17 protein-coding genes and 1 pseudogene are annotated in these 22,985 nt (G+C 76.1%); 9 read left to right on the top strand and 9 right to left on the bottom strand.

The window, feature by feature from the left end; genetic code table 11:
• The first annotated feature begins 29 nt into the window (after window positions 1-29).
• From BLU95_RS29460 to BLU95_RS29450, 3 genes are all read left to right on the top strand, one after another.
• Complete coding sequence (locus tag BLU95_RS29460; RefSeq protein WP_093862645.1) at window positions 30-815, top strand: SDR family NAD(P)-dependent oxidoreductase; 786 nt, start codon at window positions 30-32, stop codon at window positions 813-815.
• A gap of 78 nt (window positions 816-893) precedes the next feature.
• On the top strand, window positions 894-1,283 hold the full coding sequence (locus BLU95_RS29455) for a MerR family transcriptional regulator (RefSeq protein WP_093862644.1): 390 nt from the start codon (window positions 894-896) through the stop codon (window positions 1,281-1,283).
• A gap of 51 nt (window positions 1,284-1,334) precedes the next feature.
• A complete protein-coding gene (locus BLU95_RS29450; protein ID WP_093862643.1) occupies window positions 1,335-2,867 on the top strand; it encodes an AMP-binding protein in 1,533 nt (510 codons plus the stop codon).
• Between the two features lie 18 nt (window positions 2,868-2,885).
• On the opposite strand, the gene BLU95_RS29445 is transcribed toward BLU95_RS29450, so the two are convergent.
• Entirely contained in the window at window positions 2,886-3,674 is a 789-nt protein-coding gene (locus BLU95_RS29445) for a helix-turn-helix transcriptional regulator (protein ID WP_159425037.1), read from the bottom strand.
• A gap of 178 nt (window positions 3,675-3,852) precedes the next feature.
• Here BLU95_RS29445 and BLU95_RS29440 point away from each other — a divergent pair, with 178 nt between their 5' ends.
• Window positions 3,853-4,683: a TIGR03084 family metal-binding protein gene (locus tag BLU95_RS29440; protein ID WP_093862641.1), complete on the top strand. Its 831-nt coding sequence runs from the start codon at window positions 3,853-3,855 to the stop codon at window positions 4,681-4,683.
• A gap of 89 nt (window positions 4,684-4,772) precedes the next feature.
• Window positions 4,773-5,261, top strand: a complete 489-nt coding sequence (locus BLU95_RS29435) for a hypothetical protein (RefSeq protein WP_159425036.1) — start codon at window positions 4,773-4,775, stop codon at window positions 5,259-5,261.
• 104 nt (window positions 5,262-5,365) lie between these two features.
• On the opposite strand, the gene BLU95_RS29430 is transcribed toward BLU95_RS29435, so the two are convergent.
• The 5 genes from BLU95_RS29430 to imuA' form a co-directional block, all read right to left on the bottom strand.
• Window positions 5,366-5,992, bottom strand: a complete 627-nt coding sequence (locus tag BLU95_RS29430; RefSeq protein WP_093862639.1) for a DUF7691 family protein — start codon at window positions 5,990-5,992, stop codon at window positions 5,366-5,368.
• An 81-nt stretch (window positions 5,993-6,073) separates the two neighbouring features.
• Window positions 6,074-6,832: a DUF4232 domain-containing protein gene (locus BLU95_RS43440; protein WP_093865217.1), complete on the bottom strand. Its 759-nt coding sequence runs from the start codon at window positions 6,830-6,832 to the stop codon at window positions 6,074-6,076.
• A gap of 34 nt (window positions 6,833-6,866) precedes the next feature.
• Complete coding sequence (locus BLU95_RS29420; RefSeq protein WP_093862638.1) at window positions 6,867-10,142, bottom strand: error-prone DNA polymerase; 3,276 nt, start codon at window positions 10,140-10,142, stop codon at window positions 6,867-6,869.
• A gap of 116 nt (window positions 10,143-10,258) precedes the next feature.
• Window positions 10,259-12,280 carry a DNA polymerase Y family protein gene (locus BLU95_RS43435; protein WP_197698631.1) on the bottom strand — a complete coding sequence of 674 codons (2,022 nt, stop codon included), beginning with the start codon at window positions 12,278-12,280 and terminating at the stop codon, window positions 10,259-10,261.
• Between the two features lie 15 nt (window positions 12,281-12,295).
• The gene (gene imuA' / locus BLU95_RS29410; protein WP_159425035.1) at window positions 12,296-13,039 is read right to left on the bottom strand and encodes a DnaE2-dependent mutagenesis accessory factor ImuA'; all 744 of its coding nucleotides are present in this window, start codon (window positions 13,037-13,039) and stop codon (window positions 12,296-12,298) included.
• 226 nt (window positions 13,040-13,265) lie between these two features.
• Here imuA' and BLU95_RS29405 point away from each other — a divergent pair.
• Window positions 13,266-14,278: pseudogene (locus BLU95_RS29405) on the top strand (aldo/keto reductase).
• Window positions 14,279-14,329: 51 nt separating this feature from the next.
• Here BLU95_RS29405 and BLU95_RS29400 read toward each other — a convergent pair.
• Window positions 14,330-14,788: an NUDIX domain-containing protein gene (locus BLU95_RS29400; protein WP_093862636.1), complete on the bottom strand. Its 459-nt coding sequence runs from the start codon at window positions 14,786-14,788 to the stop codon at window positions 14,330-14,332.
• 66 nt (window positions 14,789-14,854) lie between these two features.
• Window positions 14,855-15,547, bottom strand: a complete 693-nt coding sequence (locus tag BLU95_RS29395) for an HAD family hydrolase (protein WP_093862635.1) — start codon at window positions 15,545-15,547, stop codon at window positions 14,855-14,857.
• Between the two features lie 322 nt (window positions 15,548-15,869).
• On the opposite strand from BLU95_RS29395, the gene BLU95_RS43430 reads away from it, so the two are divergent.
• Window positions 15,870-18,257: a serine/threonine protein kinase gene (locus tag BLU95_RS43430; protein WP_197698630.1), complete on the top strand. Its 2,388-nt coding sequence runs from the start codon at window positions 15,870-15,872 to the stop codon at window positions 18,255-18,257.
• A 142-nt stretch (window positions 18,258-18,399) separates the two neighbouring features.
• Here BLU95_RS43430 and BLU95_RS29385 read toward each other — a convergent pair whose 3' ends face one another.
• Entirely contained in the window at window positions 18,400-21,543 is a 3,144-nt protein-coding gene (locus BLU95_RS29385) for an AfsR/SARP family transcriptional regulator (RefSeq protein ID WP_159425034.1), read from the bottom strand.
• Window positions 21,544-21,727: 184 nt separating this feature from the next.
• On the opposite strand from BLU95_RS29385, the gene BLU95_RS29380 reads away from it, so the two are divergent.
• Both BLU95_RS29380 and BLU95_RS29375 read left to right on the top strand, forming a co-directional pair.
• The gene (locus BLU95_RS29380) at window positions 21,728-22,189 is read left to right on the top strand and encodes a carboxymuconolactone decarboxylase family protein (RefSeq protein WP_093862633.1); all 462 of its coding nucleotides are present in this window, start codon (window positions 21,728-21,730) and stop codon (window positions 22,187-22,189) included.
• 67 nt (window positions 22,190-22,256) lie between these two features.
• A complete protein-coding gene (locus tag BLU95_RS29375) occupies window positions 22,257-22,946 on the top strand; it encodes a DinB family protein (RefSeq protein WP_093865216.1) in 690 nt (229 codons plus the stop codon).
• The last annotated feature ends 39 nt before the right edge of the window (window positions 22,947-22,985 follow it).

The raw sequence follows: 22,985 nt of genomic DNA, 5'->3' as shown, positions 1-22,985 counted from the left end.
ACCGGCGTCAGGGTCGCAGGCTTGCGGGCATGAACGGAACGACGGGAACGGGCGGGACTGTGGCGGAGCACGGACGGGTGGTGGTGGTCACCGGCGCGGGGACCGGGATCGGGCGGGCGACGGCACTGGCCTTCGCCGAGCAGGACCCGCGGGCACGGGTGGTGGCGGTCGGACGGCGGGCCGAACCGCTGGCGGGAACGGCGGAGCGGGCACCGGGGCGGATCGTGCCGCTGGTCGCCGACATCACGGCGCCGGACGGCCCGGAGACCGTCGTCCGGGCCGCACTGGAGCGGTTCGGCCGACTGGACGTCCTGGTCAACAACGCGGGCATCGCCCCGCACGCGACACTCGGCGGCTACACCCCGGAGGGCATCGGCGCGCTGCTGGCCACCAATCTGACGGCGCCCGTCCTGCTGACCCAGGCCGCGCTGCCCGCGCTCACCGACAGCCGGGGCGTGGTCGTCAACGTCAGCACCGCCGTCGGCCTGCGCGGCTGGCCGAGCAACTCCGTCTACGCCGCGAGCAAGGCGGCCGTGGACACCCTGACCCGCAGCTGGGCCGTGGAACTCGCCCCGCGCGGCATCCGGGTGGTGGCGGTGGCGCCCGGCGCGATCGGGACGCCGATCGCCGACCACGCCGGGATCGGCCCCGAGCGGCAGGCGGCACTGCGCGCCTGGCAGATCGCGCACACCCCGCTGGGCCGGATCGGGGAGGCCGCCGAGGTGGCCTGGGCCGTCACACAACTCGCCGCGCCGCAGGCCTCCTTCGTCACCGGAGTAGTCTTGCCGGTGGACGGGGGCGCCGTGGTCGGATGAGCGCCCCGGTCGGACGAGCGGCCCCGGACGACCGGTGCAGCGGTCCGACCGGCCGGGAGAAGGACGGGGGCCGCGCGGGTGCGGATCGGCGAGCTGGCACGGGCGACGGGGACCACCGCCCGGGCGCTGCGGCACTACGAGCAGGCCGGACTCATCGGCTCCGGGCGGGCCGCCAACGGCTACCGGGTCTACGAGGAGTCGGCGGTGACCAGGGTGCGCAACATCCGCTCCCTGCTTGAGGCCGGGTTCACCCTGGAGGACGTCCGGCCGTTCCTCGGCTGCCTGGACCAGGAGGCGTTCGGGCCGCCGTCGGCCGGCGCGCTGCGGATCGCCCGGGACCGTCTGGCGGTGCTGGAACGCCGGATCGCCGCCCAGGCCGAGACCCGGGACCGGCTCGCCGCGGCGATCGCCGGCGCCGAGGCGGCCGCCGGGACGGCCACCGGGGCGTTCCGGACCACTTCCGGGTGACACCCCCGATCGGGGGTGTGCAGGGGGCGGTGGGCGGAGGACAGTGGGCGCATGCAGATTCCACTCTCCGTGATGGACTTCCTCGACCGGGCCGAGCTGGTCTACGGCGACCGGGTCGGCATCGTCGACGAACCGGCGCAACCCGCTGAGTCCTGGGGCGATCTGACCTATCGACGGGTGGCCGAGCTGGCCCGGGCGCAGGCCGCCGGGCTGGACCGGCTCGGGGTCGGCCCCGGTGAGCGGGTGGCGGTCGTGTCGCACAACTCGGCGCGCCTGATGACCTCGATGTTCGGGGTCAGCGGGCACGGCCGGGTGCTGGTGCCGGTGAACTTCCGCCTCCGGGCGGAGGAGGTGTCGTACATCGTCGAGCAGAGCGGCGCCTCGGTGCTGCTGGTCGACCCGGAGCTGGCCGAACCGCTGGCCGGGGTGGTCGCCAAGCACAAGTTCGTGATCGGCGCGGACAGCGACCGGCTGCTGTACGACTTCGAGCACGCGCCCCGCCGGTACCCGATCGACGAGAACGACACCGCCACCGTCAACTACACCAGCGGAACCACCGCGCGCCCCAAGGGTGTTCAGCTCACCCACCGCAACCTCTGGCTGAACGCGAACCTGATGGCCCTGCACTTCGGCGCGAGCGACCGGGACGTCTACCTGCACACCCTGCCGATGTTCCACGCCAACGGCTGGGGCTTCCCGTTCTCGCTCACCGGGCTCGGCGCGCGGCACGTGGTGCTGCGGAAGGTCGACGGTGCGGAGATCCTGCGCCGGGTCGAGCGGCACGGCGTGACCTTCCTGTGCGGCGCGCCGGCCGTGGTGCAGATGGTGCTCGACGCGGCGGCCGAGTGGGAGGGGCCGGTCCCCGGCCGGGACCGGGTGCGGATGGTGGTGGCCGGCGCACCGCCGCCCACCTCGGTGGTGCAGCGGATGGAGTCCGAACTCGGCTGGGAGTTCATGCAGATCTACGGCCTGACCGAGACCTCGCCGGTGGTGACGGTCAACCGCACCCGCGCCGAGTGGGACGAACTGCCCGCCGAGCGACGGGCCGAGAAGCTGGTGCAGGCCGGCGCCCCCGCCCTCGGCAACCAGGTGCGGGTGGACGAGCAGGGCGAGGTGCTGGTCCGCTCCAACGTCGTCCTGGAGGGCTACTGGCAGCAGCCGGAGGCCACCGCCGAAGCGGTCCGGGACGGCTGGTTCCACACCGGCGACGGCGGCACCCTGACCGACGGCTATCTGACCATCTCGGACCGGAAGAAGGACGTCATCATCAGCGGCGGCGAGAACGTCTCCTCGATCGAGGTGGAGGACTGCCTCTACGACCACCCGGCGGTGGCCGAGGCCGCGGTGATCGGTGTGCCGGACGCCAAATGGGGCGAGACGGTCAAGGCCCTGGTGGTGCTGAAGCCGGGCAGCGAGGCCGGCGAGGCGGACCTCATCGCGCACTGCAAGCAGCGGCTGGCCGGGTACAAGTCCCCCACCTCGGTGGAGTTCCGGGAGTCGCTGCCGCGGACGACCACCGGGAAGCTGCAGAAGTTCCGGCTCCGCGAACCGTACTGGGCGGGGCGCGAGCGCCGCGTCAACTGAGCTTCTCAGGCCAGGTGTTCAGTCCAGCAGCCCGGACTCACGGGCGGTGAGCGCGAGTTCGGTGCGGTTGCGGACGCCGAGCTTGTGCATCGCGCTCTTCAGGTAGCCGGTCACCGTGTTGCAGGTGAGGCCGAGCTGGGCGGCGATCTCCGGGTTGGTCCGGCCGGTCGCCGCCCAGCGGAGCACCTCGTGCTCGCGCCGGGTGAGGGCCGCGGGCGCGGGCGGCGGCCCGGCCCTCCGCGGGGAAGGGTCCGCGCCCCCTTCCCCGCACCAGGCCGCGGCCCCGGCCAGGGCCAGGGTGGCGGCCTCGGCGAGCCTGGTCACCGCACCGATCCGGACGTCCCCGAACGGCACCACCGCGCGCAGCGAGGCGTACACGACGCCGTGCACCGCGCCCCGGTGGAGCAGCGGCACGGTGAGCATCGCGTAGAGGTCCTCGGCGGTCACGGCGGCGTCGTAGTGGTGCGAGATGGTGGTGGCGGCGCGGTAGTCGGGCACCCAGCTGGGCGCCCGCTCGGCCAGTGCCCGGCCGCCGAGGCCGGTCCCGGCCGGTACGGCGAGGTCGTGCAGCAGGTCCGCCCGGGTGCCGGCCCAGTGCCGCAGCACCATCCCCTCGGTGCCCGGTCCGGCCGGTTCCCGGTCCGGTACGCCGACGAGACCGACGTCGGCGCCGCAGTCGGCGACCACCCGGCGGGCGAGGTCGCCGAGCACGGCGTCCCGGACCAGTTCGGCAGCCCGGGCGGCGAGGTCCGGCCGCGCGGGCGCACCGCCCGTCGGCGGGCCCGGGGTGGTCGGGGCGGCAGTCACCGCGCGATTGTCACACGGGTTCCCGCCCGCGGGGAGGGGTGCGGAGCGCGGGTTCGGTGGAGTTCCGGGTGCGGGACCGCCGGGCGGCGTAGGGTGCGGGCGCGAGGTTACCGGCGGGTCACCAAGGGTGGCGCGCCGCGGTGTGTTCCAGGTTTCCGAGCTTGCGAGAGGGAGATCCATGACGGACCCGAACGTTCCCGGGAAGTCGTCCGTGCTGACCGGACTGCTGGCCGACCTGCGGGCCGAGAGCGAGGTGCTGGACGGGCTCGTCGCCGGCCTGGAGCCGGACGGCTGGGCGCTGGACACGCCCGCGGCGGGCTGGACGGTGGCCCATCAGATCGCCCACCTGGCCTGGACGGACGACTGGTCCGAGCTGGCCGCGCGCGACCCCGGGGCCTTCGTCGCGGACTCCGGCCGGATCTTCGGCGAGTTGCTCGCGGCCGGAGCGGACCCGGTCGAGGACGGCGCCGCGCGCGGGGCCGCCGAGGAGCCGGCCGCGCTGCTGACCCGCTGGCGGGCAGGCCGGGAGCGGCTCGCGACGGCCCTCGCGGCGGTGCCGGCCGGGACCGCGCTGCCGTGGCTGGGGCCGCCGATGAAGGCCCCGTCGATGGCCACCGCCCGGCTGATGGAGACCTGGGCGCACGGACAGGACGTCGCGGACGCGCTCGGTGCCGTCCGGGAGCCGAGCGCCCGGCTGCGGCACGTCGCGCACCTGGGCGTACGAACCCTGGGATTCGCGTTCACGGTGCACGGACTGGCCGCTCCGGAGGCCCCGGTGCGGGTCGAACTGACGGCGCCGGAAGGCGGGTTGTGGACCTGGGGGCCGGAGGGGGCGGCGGACCGGGTGGCCGGCCCGGCCCTGGACTTCTGCCTGCTGGTCACCCAGCGCCGGCACCGGGACGACCTCGCGCTGACCGCCGTCGGCGCGGTGGCGACGGCCTGGCTGCCGATCGCCCAGGCCTTCGCCGGACCGCCCGGAAAGGGGCGGCCGAGCGGATTCTCGCTTTAGCGGATCAATCGTCAAATAACCCCGCCTGACGGGTAAACCACACGTTCCGGCGATATACGGAGTTCGTCGGCGAATGATGGAATCCCGCCATGAAGCGAATGAACCCGAGCCGCACCACCCTGGCCGGCTGCGTCGCCCTGCTCGCCGTCGGCGGCCTCCTGGCCGCCTCCGCCCCGGCCGCGTTCGCGCTGCCCCCTGGGCCTGCCGCCGCGGTCGTGTCGGCCCAGGTCCGAGCGGGGACGCCGTCCGCGCACCAGGTGGTCGTCTTCTTCGAGGAGTACCGGCGGGCGGTGCTGGGCACCAGTGGCGAGCGGCCGGCCGAGGTGCGCAAGCGCTTCCTCACCCCGGCCCTCGACCGTCGGCTCGACACCTGGGCGCAGGAGAACGACGCCGATCCGGTGTTCCGCGCCCAGAACGTCCCGCTGGACTGGTCCGTCCAGCAGGTCAAGGAGGAGTACGGCTTCGCCTCCGTCCGGCTCACCGAGTTCTGGGTCGGGGGCGGCAGCCAGGAGGTCTGGTTCACCGTACGGGTGCGCGACCTGAGGATCGTCGAACTCGGCGACCGGCCCGCCTTCTGACCGGCCGGTCCTCCCGCCGGTCGGATCCGGCCGACGGACCTCCGTGAACCCCGGCGCGGCGCAGGCACCCCCACGACTGCGCCGCGCCGGTCAACCGCGCGCGGTCACTTGCCGCCGTCGCGCAGGATCAGCAGCCCGCTCCCCCGCTCCCGGGCACCCGCCGTCCAGTCCGGCAGCAGTTCGCCGACCAGCCACTCGACCTCCTCGGCCGCGTCCTCGTCACCGCCCGGCAGGAGTTCCGGCTCCTCGTGGATCCGTTCGGTGTCGAATCCGGCCAGTTCGCCGTGGACGCGGTCGAGTTCGGGACCGGCCGCGAGGCAGGGGAAGGGCCACGGATCCCCGTCGGACACCTCGGCGCGCGGCCACGGCCAGGGGCGCGCCCACAACGCGGCGAGGGCCGGCAGCCCCCAGGCCCGGAAGGTGCCGGTGAGTTCGTGCCAGCCGCGCCCCGGCAGGGTCGCCCCGCCGAGGCGGTCCCCGGCCCCGGGCAGCAGGAGTTCCAGCAGCCAGCCGTAGCCGCCGGTGCGTGCCGGGTGGAGCCGGCCGCCGACGATCTCCCGCAGGGCGGGCTCCACCTCGGCGGGATCGGTGGCCCGGAGCAGCCGCCCGGCCGCCGTCAGCGGGGCGATCCGGTCCAGCGCGGAGCGGACGAGGGCCTCGTCGCCGGAGCCGACCGTGCGCAACAGGGCGTCGCCGTCGACCGCGAACGCCGAGAGGTACTGTTCGGACATGGGGTCATTGTCCCGGTGCCGTCGTCTCGCCCGGCGGGCGGGGGTGTTGGGGCCCGGCCGGACGGGCGGGGGCGTTGGGCGCTACCGCGCGGGCGCGGACCACGGGGCGACGCCGAGCCGGCCGGTGGTGCCGAGGTCGAGCTCGGCCGGGACGGTCAGCCGGGGGCGGCCGGGGAGCGGGGCGACCTCCAGGTAACGGCCGTTGTCGGGGGCCTTGTCGCCCATGGCCACGGTGTTGCGCCAGACCAGCTGGAACTCGGCGTACTCGCGCGGCTGCAGGGTCAGCGGCTTCGGAGCCGCGTCGAAGTCCGCCAGGGTGGCGATGCCGGCCGAGCCGCGCTTGACGGTGACGGCGAGCGGGGCGCGTTCGGCGTCCAGGACCCGGACGCCCGGGTGGCCGTTGAGGCTGTAGGGGCGGGTGCCGCAGTTGGTCAACCGGACCGGCAGCACCCGCAGGCCCATCGCGGCATCGGCCTCACCGACGGTCAGGGCGACGCCTTCGGAGGAGCAGACGGGCGGCGGGGCCGGAGTGGCACTCGGCGCGGAACCCGGCAGCGGCACCGCCCGGACGGACCCCGGGGTGGACCCGGCACTCGCGGCGGGTGCGGGAGTCGGCGCGGCCGTGAGGGGCTGCGTGACCACGGGGACCGGCGTCACCGCGGGGGGCGCGTCGCCGATGCTGCGCGCCGGGCCCGGCGCTCCCCCGCCCGCCCCGGTCGCCGGGGTGCTGCCGCATCCGGCCGTCGCGAGCACGCCCACCAGGAGCAGCAGCCCCACCCGGACGGAGGCCCGGGGAACGACGGTGATCGGGGGTGGGGTCGGCGACGACGTCGATTCCATGGGGACGATCATGGCACGAACCGATCCGGCGCCCTCACAGCCCGATCCGCAGCGGGGCGAGCCGGGTGGCGACCAGGTTGGTGGCGCCCCGGTCCCGTTCGACGTGCCCGTGGACCAGCAGTCCGGCCCGGTCGAGGGCGGTGCGGCGCTGGGACTCCCAGACCGGTCGGCTGCAGATCACATTGATCAGCCCGGTCTCGTCCTCCAGGCTGATGAAGAGCACCCCGCCCGCCGTCGGCGGCCGCTGCCGGTGGGTGACCAGGCCGCCGACCACCACCGCCGTCCCGTCCGGCACGTCCGGGAGCCGCTCCGCCGGTAGCGCGCCGCCGCGGTCCAGGTGGGCACGCAGATGCTGGAGCGGATGGCTGCTCGCGGAGGTCCCGGTGGCCCAGAGGTCGGCGATGGTCTCCTCGATCGGGGTCATCGCGGGCAGGTCCGGCGCCTCGGTGCCGGGCGTCGTGCCCGGGATGAGGTCCGCCGAGACGCCCGCGAACGCGCCCGCCGCCCAGAGCGCCTGCCGCCGTCCGAGCCCGAAGCAGCCGAACGCGCCCGCCGCGGCCAGCGCCTCCAGTCCCGGCGCCGGCAGGCCGGTCCGGCGGGCGAAGTCCTCCAGGTCCGCGTACGGACGCCCGGCCGCGATCGCCTCGGCCTGCGCGGTGCCGATGCCGCGCACGGTGTCCAGCCCGAGCCGGATCGCGGGCTGCGGCAGGCCCGCGGTCAGCGGCGGCGCGGGCGTCGGCCCCCGGTAGGGCTCCAGGGTGGGCGCGGGCCCGCTGGCGTTGACGTCCACCCCGCGCACCCGCACACCGTGCCGCCGGGCGTCCGAGATCAGGCTGAGCGGCGAGTAGAAACCCATCGGCTGGTTGGCCAGCAGGGCGCAGGTGAAGGCCGCCGGATAGTGGTACTTGAGCCAGGCGCTGGCGTACACCAGGTAGGCGAAGCTGATCGCGTGGCTCTCCGGGAAGCCGTAGTTGGAGAAGGCCTCGATCTTCACATAGACGTCCTCCGCCACCTCCTGCGGGATGCCGCGCGCGGCCATGCCGTCCAGCAGCCGTTCGCGCAGCCGGGCGACCCGTTCGTGGGAGCGCTTGGCGCCCATCGCCTGGCGCAGCCGGTCCGCCTCGGCGGGGGTGAACCCGGCGCAGTCGATGGCGAGTTGCATCATCTGCTCCTGGAACAGCGGCACCCCGAGGGTCTTGCCGAGCGCGTTCTCCATCAGCGGGTGCGGGCAGCCGGCCGGCTCCACCCCGGCGCGGCGGCGCAGGTACGGGTGGACGGAGCCGCCCTGGATCGGGCCGGGCCGGATCAGCGCCACCTCCACCACCAGGTCGTAGAAGTGGTCCGGCTTGAGGCGGGGCAGGGTGGCCATCTGGGCACGCGACTCGACCTGGAAGACCCCGACCGTGTCGGCGCGCCGCAGCATCGCGTACACGCCCTTGTCGTCGTCCGGGATGGTCGCCAGGTCGTAGTGCCGGCCGTGGTGGCGGGCGACCAGGTCGCAGGTGTCGTGCAGCGCGGCGAGCATGCCGAGGCCGAGCAGGTCGATCTTGACCAGGCCGGCCCCGGCCACCGACTCCTTGTCCCACTGCAGCACGGAGCGCCCCGGCATCCGGGCCCACTCGGTCGGGCAGATCTCGGCGATCGGCTCCCGGGTGAGCACCATGCCGCCCGAGTGGATGCCCAGGTGACGTGGCAGTCCGTGGAGTTGGCCGGCGAGCGAGAGCACGTCGGCGGGAACGACGGCGTCCTCGCCGGGCGGCGAGCGGAAGTCCGCCTGCCGGCTGAACGCGTCGACCTGGCCCTGCGGGTAACCGAGCACCCGGGCGGCGTCGCGCAGCGCCAGCCGGGGCCGGTAGGTGATCACATTGGCCACCTGGGCGGCGTGCTCCCGCCCGTACCGGCGGTAGACGTACTGGATGACCTCCTCGCGGCGGCGGTTCTCGATGTCCAGGTCGATGTCCGGCGGCCCGTCCCGGGCGGTGGAGAGAAAGCGTTCGAAGAGCAGCTTGTAGTGCACCGGGTCGACGGCGGTGATCCCCAGCGCGAAGCAGACCGCCGAGTTCGCCGCCGAGCCGCGCCCCTGGCACCAGATGTCCTCGCGGCGGCAGAAGTCGACGATGTCGTGGACGATCAGGAAGTAGCCGGCCAGGTCGAGGTCCTCGATGACGTCCAGCTCGCGGGCGAGCTGGCGGCGGGCCGGACCGTTCGCCGGTCCGAACCGGGCCGGGCCTCCCTCGGCGACCAGCGCGCGGAGATGGCCGATCTCGGTGCGGCCGGGCGGCACGGGGTAGCCGGGCAGCTCCGGGTCCATGGTCGCGAAGTCGAAGGAACAGGCGCGGGCGAGGTCCACGGTCGCCTCCCGGACGCCGGGGAAGCGGGCCAGCCGGGCCGCCATCTCGCGGCCGGAGCGCAGGTGGGCGGTGCCGGCGGCCCGCGTCCAGCCCGCCGCCCCGGCGAGAGTGCGGCGGTCGTGCAGGGCGGCCAGACCCTGGGCGAGGCGGCCCTGGGCGGGGCTCGCGTGGTGGGCGTTGGTGGAGGCGACGGTCGCCAGGCCCAGCCGGGCGGCGAGCGCGGCGAGGGCGTCGTTGCGCAGGTCGTCGCCGGGCAGCCACTGGTCGATCAGTTCGACGTGGACGTTGTCGTGGCCGAACGCCTCGACGAGGGAGCGGAGTTCGAGTTCGGGGTCGGGGACGACGAGGGCGCCGGGGCCGGCCGCGCCGGTGGCGGCCAGGACGGCCGGGACGCGGCCGAGGCGGCATCCGGTGAGCACCGCCCAGTGGCCGCCGTGCGCCTCGGCCAGGGCGGCGAAGTCGTAGACCGGTTTCCCCTTGGCCCCGCCCGCGAGTTGGGCCGCGCCGATGACGGCGGAGAGACGCCGGTAGCCCTCCGGGTCGCGGGCCAGCACGAGCAGGTGCTCGACGCCGCCACCCGCTTCCTGACGGATCGTCAGTTCCGCGCCGAAGACGGTCGCCACGCCCGTGCCCCGGGCCGCCTCGGCGAACCTGACCACGCCGTAGAGGCCGTCGTGGTCGGTGAGCGCGAGTGCCTCGACCTCCAGCCGGGCGGCCTCGGCGACCAGCGCCTCGGGGTCGCTGGCGCCGTCCAGGAAGCTGAAGGCGGAGTGGACGTGCAGCTCGGCCCAGGGGGGCCCGGCGGGGGCGGCCGGCCCGGCGGGGCGCGTGGGAGCCGCGGGGCCGGCGGCCTCCGCGGCCGGGCCCGGGCGCAGCGGCACCACATCGCCGCCGGCGCGGGCGGCCATGCGCCGGTGCAGCTCGCTCCAGGGGACGGAGGGATGGCTGGTGAATCCCATCGGGGTGGTGCCTTCGATCTCTCGTTCGTTCTCCGGTCCCCCCGCTCGGACGGCCCGTGTCGTCCGCGTCGTCCATGTCCTCCGGGCCATCCGTGTCGTCCGGGCCGTCCGGGCCGTCAGTCGTACCCGGCCTCCACGAACCAGGCACCCCCCTCCACCGTGAGCAGCAGCGCCCGCCCGTCCGCCACCGTCACCTGGAACCGGGCCCGGCGGCGGGCCCGGGCCTGGTCCCACCAGTACTCGACCGCCGGCCAGGGTCCGGTCCAGCCCTCCACCGGCAGTTCCCGCCCGCGCACCGCCACGACGGCCGGCCGGGCCGACACCCCCGCCCGGCCGTCCACCGTCACCGCCCGCCCGTCCGCGTCCAGGACCGTCACCGGCACCGGGACCCGGTGCACGACGGAGGGCCAGACGTCCCGCAGCCCGCCGACCCGGCCCGGCCACGGCGCGTCGGCGGGCGCCGCCGGGTCGTACGGCTCGCCCCACGGCACCCGGACCACCTGGTCCTCCGGCCCCCGTCCGCCGGCCGGCTCGATCCGGCGCAGCCCGGCATGCCCGAGCACCGCCTGCACCCGGGCCACCGCGCGCTCCACCCGGTCGTCGGCCACCGCCTGCCCCCAGAGGGCGAGTTGGCGGCCCTGGTCGGGGGTGAGGTCGTCGGGGACGAGGCGCAGCGCGGTGAAGCCGCCCACCTCGGGGCCCGTTCCGGGGCCGTCGTCACCGGGACGGCTCTCCCCGGCCCGGCTCCCACCGGCGCGGCTCTCCCCGATGCGGTCGAACGTGCCCGCGCTCTGCCAGGCCTGGAGCTGCCAGCGGACCCGTTCGGCGAGCGCCGTCGCCGAGAGCCGGCCCTCGTGCCGCCAGAGCCGGGCGACCGTCCGGCCGTCCGCACACACCACCTCGACGGCGACCCGCTGACAGGTCAGCCCCGCCCCGGCGAGCCGCTGGTGCAGCCGCTCGGCCAGGGTCCGGGCGACGAACACCAGCGGCTCGGCGAGCGGCTCCGGCGGATCGAAGCGCTGCTCGACGGAGAGGTCCGGCCCCTCGGCGCGCGGCACCAGCGGGCGCGGCTGCAGCCCCCGGGCCAGCCGGTGCGCCGTGGCACCGGTCGGGCCGAAGCGGTCGGCCACCGACTCGGCGGGCAGCGCGGCGAACGCCCCGACCGTGGGCAGGCCCAGCCGGTCCAGCAGTTCGGCCAGCCCGGCGTCACCGAGCGCGGCCACCGGGTAGGGCGCGAGGAACTCCGCCGTCCGCCCGGCGGGGACCAGCACCCCGGCCCGGGCGGCGAGCACGGCGGCGAACAGGCCGTCGGCCACCCCGACCAGGCCGAGCGGCTGCACCAGCGCGGGAGCCGCAGGCGTTCCGGCCCCCGGCCCGGGGACCGGTTCCGACGGGGGCGCCGACGGACAGGCGGGCGGGCGCGCGAAACCGCCCCGAGCGCCGTCCCGGGCGGGCGGCGCGGCGGAGAACAGCTCCTCCGTCCCGGCCGTCCGCCGCCGGGCGGCCCCGGCCCGCTCGGCATCGGCGGGGTGCCCGGGAGCGGCCGGACGCAGGGGGACGACCTCGGCCAGGCCGTCGCCGTCGCCGTGCCCGTCGCCGCGCTCCCTCTCCGTGCCCGCCTCCGCGTCCGCCGGCTGCCGCTGGGGCCCGGCCACCGCCGCCGCGACGGCCTCCGCGACCGCCACCACCTCCGCCGACACCGCCAGGGCAGCCGTGACCGCCGCCCGGACCTTCGCCGCCAGGGCCTCCTCCCCGCCGAAGTAGCGGGCCGGCCCCTTCACCGGGATCGCGCACAGCCCCGGGCGCAGCACCTCCACCCGGGGGGTGAACGCCTCCACCGCGGCGGCCACCGGTTCGAACCGCCGGGCCTCCGCCTCCGGGTCCCGGTCCCGCAGCTCCAGCGCCGGACAGAGCCGCTGGGCCAGCTTGAGCCGCTGCCCCTGCCGCACCCCGGCCGCCCGGGCCGTCGCCGAACAGGCCAGCACCCGGCCGCCCTCGACCACCGCCACCGGGGCGTCCCGGTCCTCCTCCGGACGTTCGACGGCCACCACCGGCCAGTCCGGACACCACACCACCAGCACCCGGGGGGTGACCGCGCCACTCGCCCCGGTGGAGCCGGCAACCTCTCCGCCGGTCAACTCGCACCACTCATCTCACACCACCGCCATGCGGTCGAGACCCGTACCGGGCCCCGCCACCGCGTCCTCCCCCACCACGTCCGCCGTCCCGGTGCCGACCGTCTCCTCCACGGTCCGCACCGCACCGTGCGCGTCCGGCAGCCAGAGCCTGGCCGCCCGCCCGCGCACCGCCGAGCCGCGTCCCTCGGCCACCACCTCCACCTGGCGTCCGGTGAGCTGCCCGTGCCCGTCCCCCAGCCCGAACCAGCGCCCGGACCGCACCCCCAGCCGCAGTCCGGCCCCCGGCCACGGACCGGCCACCAGCAGCACGCAGCCGCTGCGCCGCAGGACGGCGGCCAGTCGGGCGGCCAGGTTCGGCGGGACCGGGCCGTCCGGGCGCAGCATGATCAGCTCGACGGCCCCGGCCAGCACCGACACCACCTCGGCCCAGTGCGGGCCCGGATCGTCGGCCACCAGCAGCCGCCGCAGATCCAGCCCGTACCCGGCGGCCGCGGCCAGTCCGAGGTCGGGCAGCCCGACCGCCGCCGCCCATCCGCCGTCGGTCTCCCGCACCCCGGCGGCCAGCGCCAGCAGCAGCCCGGCGTCCCCGCCGGCCACCGACACTGCGGTCCCCCGCCTCAGCCCGCCCTCCGGCAGCACCCCGCGCAGGGCGGGGACCACCGGCAGCAGCCCCCGGCCGGGGGCGGCGGGCGACGCCACCGGCCGGAGCGCGGGCTGTCGCTCGACGGTGGATTCGAAAACGGATTCGATAACGGGCACACCCCCAGGATCGAACATCTGTTCGCAAAGATTCAAGTCCGAATCCCCCACCCCGACCGTCACCCTCCGTCACCGCCTTCCCTGCGCGGCCCCCGGGAGCGGTGCCGGCGCCGTCCGCCGACCGGGCACGGAAGGCCCCGACCGTTCCTCGGACCGGGGGCGGCCGGGGCCCGCTTCCGCTCCCGATCGACTTCGAGCGCACTCGAACACCTGGCGTCCGGGACAGATGGTTCCGAGCTCAGGAGGCAGCAGCACGACCGAGATCCCCGCCCGGCACCTGGGCAGCCTGACGGTCTCCGCGCAGGGCCTGGGATGCATGGGCATGAGCCACGGCTACGGCACCTCGGACGACGCGCAGTCGATCGCGACGCTGCACCGCGCCCTCGACCTCGGGGTGACCCTGCTGGACACCGCCGACTTCTACGGATCCGGGCACAACGAGGAGCTGATCGGCCGGGCCGTCGCCGGGCGCCGCGACGGGGTGGTGATCGCCACGAAGTTCGGCTTCGCCAACCGCCTGGGCGAGCCCACCCTGATCCGCGGCGACGCCGCCTACGTGCGGCAGGCCTGCGAGGCCTCGCTGCGCCGGCTCGGGGTCGACCACATCGACCTCTACTACCAGCACCGGGTCGATCCGCGGGTGCCGATCGAGGAGACCGTCGGCGCCATGGCCGAGCTGGTGCGGGCCGGGAAGGTGCGCCACCTCGGGCTCTCGTAGGCGGCCGCGGCCACCGTCCGGCGGGCGCACGCGGTGCACCCGGTCGCCGCGCTGCAGAGCGAGTGGTCGTTGTGGACCCGCGACCCGGAGGCGGAGGTCGCCCCGCTCTGCCGCGAACTCGGCACCGGCCCGGTCCCGTTCTCCCCGCTCGGGCGCGGCTTCCTGACCGGCCGGTACAACTCGGTGGAGGGGCTGGCCGAGACGGACGTCCGTCGCAGTCAGCCGCGCTTCGCCGACGGCAACCTCGAACGGAACCTGGCGATCGTCGCGAAGCTGGACGAGCCGGCCGCGGCGAAGGGCGTCACCACCGGTCAGCTCGCGCTGGCCCGGGTGCAGCACCGGGGCTCGGACGTGGTGCCGATCCCGGCACCCGGCGGCAGCGCCACCTGGAGGAGAACCTCGCGGCCCTGGACATCGAGCTCTCCCCCGCGGACCTCGCCGCCGTCGAGGCCGCCGCACCGGCCGGGCAGGTCGCGGACACCCGCTACGACGCGGCCGGCCTCACCTTCGTCGACAACTGAGACACCCGGCCAGCCGGCCCCGGCCAGCGGGCGTCCGTCAGCGGGTGGCGGTCAGCGGGTAGCGGCGGCGAAGTGGGCGAGGGTCTCGCCGAGTTGGGAGTGCCGGGGCTCGGGCAGCCCGTCCGGGGCGAACCAGCCGAGAGCGTCGAACTTGTGCGGCTCGCCGATGACGACCCGCGCGGGGTCCACCTCGACGGCGAACAGCACCGCCACCCAGTGCGAGACCGGGTCGCCGCGCAGGATGTTGCGCACCCCCAGGGTCTCGACCGTCAGGGCCTCGGTGCCGTACTCCTCCAGGACCTCGCGCCGTACGGCCGATTCGAAGGACTCGCCGTGCTCCAGGGCCCCCGCCCCGGTGTCCCAGGTGCCCGGCTCGTCCCTGGCCCCGGCGCTGCGCCGGGCCAGCAGGATGCGGCCGTCGCCGTCGTGGCAGACGAAGACGCAGGACACCGTGGGTGCGGTGAGCGCCCGTTCGGCGGGGCGTCCGGTCGGGGCGGGGGTGGGGTTCATCGGGTGCTTCCTCCGGTGTCGGACTCGGTCAGGGTGTCGGACTCGGTCGGGAACGGTCCCGGGAACTCAGAAGTGGTCGAGCAGCTCGCGGAAGGCGCGCAGGTGCAGCACCGCCTCGTCGGCCGGGTCCAGCTCGCTGTGTTCGAGCACCCAGGTGTGGTCGTTGGGGATGAAGACGGCGTTCATGCCCGCGGCCCGCGCCGGCAGGATGTCCGACTTCGGCGAGTTGCCGATCATCCAGCTGTCGGCGGGGGTGAGGCCGTGCGCCGCCACGAAGCCGCGGTAGCTCGCGGTGTCCTTCTCCTGGACGATCTCGATCGCCCGGAAGTGGTGCGCCAGCCGGGAGGCGTCGATCTTGCGCCGCTGCTCCTCCGGGTCGCCCTTGGTCAGCATGAGCAGGGTGTGCCGGCCGCCCAGGACGGCGAGGGTCTCGGCGACGTCCGGGACGAGCTCCACCCGGTGGTCGGCCAGGACGGCGGCCAGTTCCTCGATCTCGGCCAGCTCCTGGCCGGTGGCGGGCCTGCCGCGCAGCTTCTCCACGCAGTCGCCGAGACTGCGCAGCAGCATCCGGCTGCCGTACCCGTGGGTGACGGCGTTGGCGCGCTGGACGTCGTCGAGCACGGCCCGCAGCCGGGCCCGGTCGAGCGTGGGGTGCCGGAGCCAGTCCAGGTAGTCGTGGATGACGCGCTCGAACAGCACGTTGTTCTCCCACAGCGTGTCGTCCGCGTCGAAGACGAGTACCTGTCCGTTGCGCCGCACCGAAACCCCCCGAGGTCCACCTGACCGGTCGTCCGTGACCCTAATCGGAACCGCACCCGCCCGCCTCGGATTTTCCGCCCACCGGCGGCCCTCGAGCCCGCCCGGGGCGTCATCCTGACGACATGTCGACAGAAGCTCGCGCGGGGTGACCACCGTCCGCCCCCGAGATGCCGACGGACCGCCGGGGTACCCGAAAGGGCAGTTTCAGTGCGCACGCCAAGTCCGCGTTTATTCCCGCCTGACAGGGTCGGTCGGCGCGACCGAGGCCCGACCCGGGCCCCCTGGCGGCGGACGCGACGACGGAACGAGGTCGAGGAGAATCATGCGTGGCACCACACTCGGTGACCGCTACCGACTGGGCGAATGGCTCGGCGGCGGCTCGATGGGCGATGTCTGGCTCGCCGAGGACCAGGTGCTCGACCGCCGGGTGGCTGTCAAGATCCTGAAGCCCGCACTGCTGGACGAACCGGGCTTCGCGGAGCGGTTCCACGACGAGGCCCGGGTGATGGCCCGGCTGCGGCACCCCGGCATCGTCGGCGTGTACGACTTCGGCCCCGGCCGGACGGCCGAGGACGTGCCGTCCTGGGGTGCGCCGACGCCTCCCCCGACCCGCCCGGTCGCCTACCTGGTCATGGAACTGATCACCGGCGAGCCGCTGAGCACGGTGCTGGAGCGGCGCGGCCCGCTGACCGTCCTGGAGACCCTGGGCCTGGCACTGGAGGTGCTGGCCGCGCTGCAGGCCGCGCACGAGGCCGGCATCGTCCACCGGGACGTCAAACCGGCCAACCTGATGGTCCGGGACGGCCATGTGGTCATCACCGACTTCGGTATCGCCCGCCCCGGCTGCGACGCCCGGCTCACCGTGCCCGGGATGGTGCTCGGCACCGCCGCCTACCAGGCCCCGGAACAGGCCTCCACCGGCACGGTCACCGCCTCGGCGGACCTGTACGCGCTCGGGGTCGTGCTCTACGAGTGCCTCACCGGGCGGCTGCCGTTCGAGGGCGGGACCGCTCTCGAACTGATCCTCAAGCATCTGACCGACCCGGTGCCGCCGTTGCCGGCGGGGATCCCGGCCCCGGTCCGGGCCGTGGTCGAGGGGGCGATGGCGAAGGATCCCGCCCTGCGCTGGCCGGACGCCGCCGCGATGGCCTCGGCCGTCCGGGCGGCACTGGCCGGGGAACCGGTCGCGGGTCCGCCGCCCACCGGAACGCTGGGCGGCGCGGCGGCCGGAGCGGCCTCGGTCCGGTCGACCGGAGCGGCGGCGGTACTCCGGTCCACGGGCACCGGCACCGGCACCGGCACGGGTACGGGTACGGGGACGGGCACCGCAACGGGCCCGGGGACGAGGACGGGCCCGGGGACAGGAACGGGGACGGGAAGAAGGACCGGAGCGGGCACCGGCCGGGGGACCGGGACGACGACCCTCGGCCGGGTGGTGTTCGATCCGGCCGGGTCGATCGGCACCGGATCGCTCCTGGCCGGAACCGGGTCCCGTCCGCTCGGGACCGCGGCGCGCGAGCTGCTCCTGGTCGAGACCGTCGCCCCGCCCGAGCGCGCGACCGGGTGGCGGTCGACGCTCTTCGGCAGCCGCCGCCGGACCCTGCTCGTGGCGGGCGCGGCCGTACTGTGCTGCGCCGTCACCGCCGGCACGGCCGTCCTTCTGCACCAGGACGGGAGGCGGGCCGACGTCGTGGCGGGGGCGGCCGCCGCGGGACCGACGGGCGACCCCGTCCGGGTGGACCCGCTGTCGGCCTCGGCCCCGACGTCGGCCGACCCGGGCACGGCCTCGCCCTCCCCCGCCGCCCCCTCGCCCGCCGCCTCCCTCCCGCCCGGCACACCGGGTGCGCCGCTGCCCGAGGCCGGTGTCGGTGCCGGAGCGGTCGGCGGCGCCGGGGGCCCGGTCACCGGGCCGACGGGCGGTGCCGCGAACCGGGACGCCGCGCCGAACGCCTCCGGCGCGACGGCTCCCGGAGCATCCGGCGGCCCCGTCGGGCCCGGGGCCCCGGGCCCGACGGGCGGACCGGGCACATCCGGCGGCGGCGCCACGAACCCGCCCGAGCGGCCGTCGACACCGTCCGACCCCGTCTACACGGCCGCCCCGCCGCCGGGCGACCCGGCCTACACCGCCGTGCCGCGCCGGACCGTCCCCCCGGTGTACGCGACGTCCTCGTTGACGCCCGCCCCGGTGTACACGCCGTCACCGGCGTACACGCCCCCGCCGTACACCGCGGGCCCGCCCCCGCCGCCGCCGGGGACCGTCCGGACCGATCCGCCGATCAAGCCGCCAACCCAGCAGCCCGGCCCGCTGCCCGCACGCGCCCGGGTGTCCAACGCCGGGGCCGTGCTCTACGACCAGGCGTCCCTGGACCAGGACGGCAACCCGGTGGTGGTGGCTCCGGACGACGGCGGTCCCGGCGGCGTGTGGCAGTTGGCCGCCCGGGCCGGGGGCGGGTACTCCCTCTTCAACGGCGCCAGCCGGTTCACCAAGGTCCTCGACCTGGAGGAGAGCCGCTCCCGGACCAGGCTGTCGCAGTCGGTGCCCGACCGGACGGACCAGGCCTGGACGTTCGTCCCGGTGGCCGGCGGCTATCTGCTGGGTGTCCGGGGGGACGCGCTGCGCTGCCTGTCCGCAGCCGGCCCGAACATGCCCGCCACGCTCCGTACCTGCGCGGGTTCCACCGACCAGGTCTGGACGGTCACCGCGGCCTGACCGCCCCCGACGGCGCCGGGCGCCCCGGCCCTCCCGGGGCGCCCGGCTCGCCTGCCCGCCTGCCCGCCTGCCCGCCTGCCGTGGAGCCCTCGCCCTCCCGGCTCCCTGTCCTCCCGGTCCCCTGCCCCGGCCCGACGACGGCTCAGGCCGGGAGCCAGGACGGCCAGCGCCGCCGGGGCGGCCCGGTCGGGTGGTCCTGGCCGAGCAGGGGCACCAGGCGTTCGGCCTCCGGCGCGCCGATCGGGGCCAGGATGTCGTGCGCCTCGGCCCAGCACGCCCGCGCCCGGACATCGGCCGGCACCGGACCGCCGGCCCCCGGCGACGCGTCGGCCCCCGGACCACCGGCCGCCCCCGGAGCGTCGGTCAGCGCGTCGCCCAGTGCGGCCAGGGCCAGGCCCCGGCCCCGGTGGTCGCCGTCGAGGGTCAGCGCCTCGACCGCGCGTTCCGCCGCCCCGACCGCCTCCGGGCCGCGCCCGGCCGCGCGCAGCGACTCGACCAGCCGCAACAGGATCCGGCCGGTGCGCCGGTGGTCGGCCGGGTCGGTCAGCGCGAGCGCGGCCCGCCGGTGGGAGACCGCCCCGTCGTAGCGGCCGAGGTCGTGCTCGATCGATCCGAGTGCCTCCCGGGCCCGGGCCTCCAACACGTGGTCGGCCAGTTCATGACTGACCAGCAACGATTGGTCGATCACCCGGCCCGCCGCGTCGTGGCGCCCCTGCCCGGCGAACGCCCCGGCCAGGTCGAGCAGTTCGGCGGCCAGCGCCCGCCGGTCCCCGGACCGCTCCCGGACCGCGACCGCCGCCGAGAAGCCAGCCACCGCTTCTTCCGCGCGGCCGAGGTGGACGAAGCAGGCCGCGAGCGAGCCGTGCGCGAGGGCGAGCAACGGCTCCGGCAGCCCGTGCACGATGCACAGGTCGCGGGCCCGGAGCAGTTCGGACAGCGCCGAGGAGGCGGAGCCGACCTCGGTCAGCAGCCGGCCGAGCACCAGCCTGGTCCGGGCCTCGGCGGTACGGTCGGCCTGCTCCAGGGCCGCGCTCAGCAGCGCGTTGGCGGCGTGGCCGAGCGGCCGGGTGGCGCGGCCGGAATCCGCCGACAGGCAGACGCCCAGGAGGAGTTCGGCGAGGCGGTCGAGCGGGGGCGCGGCGCAGCCGGCCGGGTGCGGCAGCTTCGCGCACTGGCTCACCAGCGCGCCGACGGCCGCGTAGTCCCCGCCGACGGCGTACTCCCCGCCGGCCGCGTGGTTCCCGCCGACGGCCGGACGGCCTCCGCCGCGGGACGGGTCCGGTGCGGCGCCGGGACCGGCCGTCACCCTCGCGTGGTGGTGGTCCACCAGCCGGGTCAGCACACCCACCCGCTCCGCCTCCGCCTCCGCCTGCGCCGGCCCCCGCTCTCCGGTGTCGTCCCCGTGACCGAGCCGCTGGGCGAACGCCCGCAGCAGATCGTGGTAGCGGTAGCGGTCCGGGTTCGCCGCGGCCTCCAGCATCGAACAGTCCACCAGGGACTCGGCGAGCTCCTCGGCGACGGCCGCCGGCCGGTCCAGCACCGCGGCCACCTCCCCGGCCGACAGGTCCGGCACCTCCGGAACCGCCAACAGCCGGAATGCGCGGGCCTGTTCGGCGTCGAGCTGGTCGAAGCCGAACCGGAACGAGGACTCCACGGCGAGGTCCCCGGCCCGCAGCGCGTCCAAGCGGTAGCGGTCGCCGCCGAGTTGCTCCACCAGCCGGGCAACGCTCCAGCCCGGACGGCAGGCCAGGCGGGCCGCGAGGATCCGCACCGCCAGTGGCAACTGCCCGCAGAGCCGGACGAGTTCGCGGGACGCCCCGGGTTCGGCCGCGACCCGCTCCTCGCCGACCGTCCGGGCCAGCAGGGTGACGGCCTCGTCGGCGGACAGGACCGCCAGTTCGGTGAAGCGGGCGTTGGGCAGCGCCCCGATCCGGGTCCGGCCGGTGACCAGGACGGCGCAGCCGGGGCTGCCGGGCAGCAGCGGCCGGACCTGCTCCGCGTCGCGCGCGTTGTCGAGCAGCACCAGGACCCGCCGCCCGGACAGCAACGAGCGGTAGCGGGCGGCGCGTTCGGCCAGGCCCGTCGGAATCGCCCCGCCGACCGCACCGAACGAGCGCAGGAAGACCGCCAACGCCTCCTCGGGCCGGGTCGGCCGGCCGTCGGCGCCGTGCAGGTCGAGGTGGAGCCGGCCGTCCGGGAACTCCCCGGCGAGGTCGTGCGCGACCTGGACGGCGAGCGCGGTCTTGCCGACCCCGCCCATGCCCGCGACCACCGCCACGGGCACCCGGCCCGGCTCCCGCAGGGCGGTCCGCAGTGCTTCGGCCTCCGCTGCCCGGCCGGTGAAATCGGCCACAGCGGCGGGGAGTTGATCCGGGACGAGCAGGGCGGCCGGGTCCGCCCCGGACGGCCCGGCGGCCTCCCCCGAGGGCGTCGGCGCGGCACCCCGGACGGCGGCCTCCCCGGCGGCTCCCGTGGCGGCGACCTCCCGGGGGGCGCGCACCGTGAGCGTCCGGTCCGCCGCGAGGATCCGCCCGTGCAGCTCGCGCAGGCCCGGGCCGGGCCCGACGCCCAGCTCGGTGCGCAGCCGGCGGTCCGCCGCGCGGTAGGCCTCCAGCGCGTCCGCCTGCCGTCCGGAGCGGTACAGCGCGAGCATCAGCAGCTCGGAGAGGCGCTCGCGCAGCGGGTGTTCCTCGACCAGGGCCGTCAGTTCGGCGACCGCCCCGGTCCACCGGCCACCCACCGTCCCGCTCGCGGCCCCGGCCTCCGCCTCGGCCTCCAGGCGTGCTTCCAGGACGGCGAGCCGCCGCTCCTCCCATTCCCGGCGCCGGCGCTGCACATAGGGCCCGGGCACCCCCGACATCGGTTCGCCCCGCCAGAGCGCCAGCGCCGCCCGCAGCGCGGTGGCGGCCTCGGCGGGCCGCCCGTCGGCGCGCAGCATCCGGGCCCGGGCCACCAGCGCCTCGCACCGGGCGGTGTCGAGACCGCCGTGGTCGGCCACGAGCAGGTAGCCGCCGCCGAGCGAGGTCAGCACGTCCGGCCCGAGCACCCGGCGCAGCCGGTGCACATACGTCCGGACGACGCCGTGGGCGCTGGCCGGCGGCCCGTCGCCCCACAGGTCGTCGATCAACTGGCCGCCCGACACCTGCCGGCCCGACCGGAACAGCAGGGACAGCAGCAGACCCTGCTGCTGCGGCGAACCGAGCGGCAGTTCCGCGCCGTCCCGCAGCGCGCGCACCGGCCCGAGCACCTCGAACCCCAGCGCGCCGGACCACCCGTCCTGGCCCACGTACCGACTCCCCCCACACCGGAACGACTCCCCCGTCCGCATGATAACCATCGGCATTCGCCCTGCTCGGATCGGCGGAACCGGCCGGCCCGCCGCGGTGGCGCCGATGGTTGACCTTGAGTGCACTCCAAGTCGTACGGTCGGCAGCACCGCACACCGAGGACCACCAGGGAACGGAGACCCCATGAGCACCGACACCACCGGCAGCAGCGACAACGGCACCACCGGCAGCACCGACAGCGCAGGCACCACCCGGGAGGAGCGGTTCGACCGGGGACTCGCCGTTCTCACCGCCGTCGACGGCGAGGCCGGGCAGCGGGTGGTCGACTCGCTCGCCGACGTGCACCCCGAACTCGCCCACCAGATCGTCGCCTGGGGCTTCGGCGAGATCTACAGCCGCCCCGGGCTGCAGCCCCGGGACCGGCAGTTGGTGACCCTGGGCATGCTCACCGCGCTGGGCGGCTGCGAACCGCAGCTGGAGGTCCACCTCAACGCCGCCCTCAACGTCGGCCTCACGGCCGCCGAGATCACCGAGGTCCTGCTGCACTCCGCCGCCTACTGCGGCTTCCCGAAGGCGCTGAACGCCACGTTCGTCGCCAAGAAGGTCTTCGGCGAGCGCGGCCTGCTGCCCGTCGGAGCGCAGTGAGGGCGGCCAGGGCCCGCCGCCGGAAAATCCGGTGACCGGTCCGGGCGGCGGCGGAAGACTGGCCGCCATGACCGAGAGCGACGCCGAGATCGAGACCGACACCGACAGCAGGACCGAGACCGACACCAGGACCGGCACCGGCCGTCCCGGGACCGGCTCCGGACCGGAGGCGTTCAAGCAGGACCTGCGGACCTACCTCCAGGACGCCAGGGACGCCCTGCTGTGGAAGCTCGAAGGGCTGTCCGAGTACGACGTCCGCCGACCGCTGACACCGACCGGGACCAATCTGCTGGGACTGGTCAAGCACGCGACGGCGGCGGAGGCCCTCTACTTCGGGGAGACCTTCGGGCGGCCCTTCGAGGCGCCCCGGCCGTGGATCACCGGGGACGCCGAACCGAACGCCGACCTCTGGGCGACCCCCGAGGAGAGCCGGGAGCTGATCGTCGACCGGTACCGCGCGGCCTGCGCGCACGCGGACGCGACCATCGCCTCGCTGCCGCTCGACGCCGTCGGCCGGGTGCCGTGGGGCGACCGCAACGCGGTGACGCTGCACCACGGCCTCGTCCACATGACCGCCGAGACCCAGCGGCACGCCGGCCACGCCGACATCGTGCGGGAGCTCGTCGACGGCGCGACCGGGCAGCGCCGGGACGGCGAGAACACGGCCCCGGGCGACGAGGGCTGGTGGGCCGCCCACCGGGCCCGGGTCGAGCGGGCCGCCCGGACGGCGGCGGACGGGGCAGCGGGACGGCCCTGAGAGCCGGGGCGGCGTGGGCCGGACGGCGCCGCGCGGTCC

Origin of the sequence: Streptomyces sp. TLI_053, from assembly GCF_900105395.1 — a bacterium.
Taxonomy (GTDB): Bacteria; Actinomycetota; Actinomycetes; order Streptomycetales; family Streptomycetaceae; genus Kitasatospora.
This window is presented reverse-complemented; position numbering and strand designations above follow the sequence as displayed.

Bases quoted from the DNA above. Each gene is read 5' to 3' on its own strand.
- BLU95_RS29460 (WP_093862645.1), top strand. From the start codon at position 30: ATGAACGGAACGACGGGAACGGGCGGGACTGTGGCGGAGCACGGACGG.
- BLU95_RS29450 (WP_093862643.1), top strand. From the start codon at position 1,335: ATGCAGATTCCACTCTCCGTGATGGACTTCCTCGACCGGGCCGAGCTG.
- BLU95_RS29440 (WP_093862641.1), top strand. From the start codon at position 3,853: ATGACGGACCCGAACGTTCCCGGGAAGTCGTCCGTGCTGACCGGACTG.
- BLU95_RS29435 (WP_159425036.1), top strand. From the start codon at position 4,773: ATGAAGCGAATGAACCCGAGCCGCACCACCCTGGCCGGCTGCGTCGCC.
- BLU95_RS29430 (WP_093862639.1), bottom strand. From the start codon at position 5,992: ATGTCCGAACAGTACCTCTCGGCGTTCGCGGTCGACGGCGACGCCCTG.
- BLU95_RS43440 (WP_093865217.1), bottom strand. From the start codon at position 6,832: ATGGAATCGACGTCGTCGCCGACCCCACCCCCGATCACCGTCGTTCCC.
- BLU95_RS29420 (WP_093862638.1), bottom strand. From the start codon at position 10,142: ATGGGATTCACCAGCCATCCCTCCGTCCCCTGGAGCGAGCTGCACCGG.
- BLU95_RS29400 (WP_093862636.1), bottom strand. From the start codon at position 14,788: ATGAACCCCACCCCCGCCCCGACCGGACGCCCCGCCGAACGGGCGCTC.
- BLU95_RS43430 (WP_197698630.1), top strand. From the start codon at position 15,870: ATGCGTGGCACCACACTCGGTGACCGCTACCGACTGGGCGAATGGCTC.
- BLU95_RS29380 (WP_093862633.1), top strand. From the start codon at position 21,728: ATGAGCACCGACACCACCGGCAGCAGCGACAACGGCACCACCGGCAGC.
- BLU95_RS29375 (WP_093865216.1), top strand. From the start codon at position 22,257: ATGACCGAGAGCGACGCCGAGATCGAGACCGACACCGACAGCAGGACC.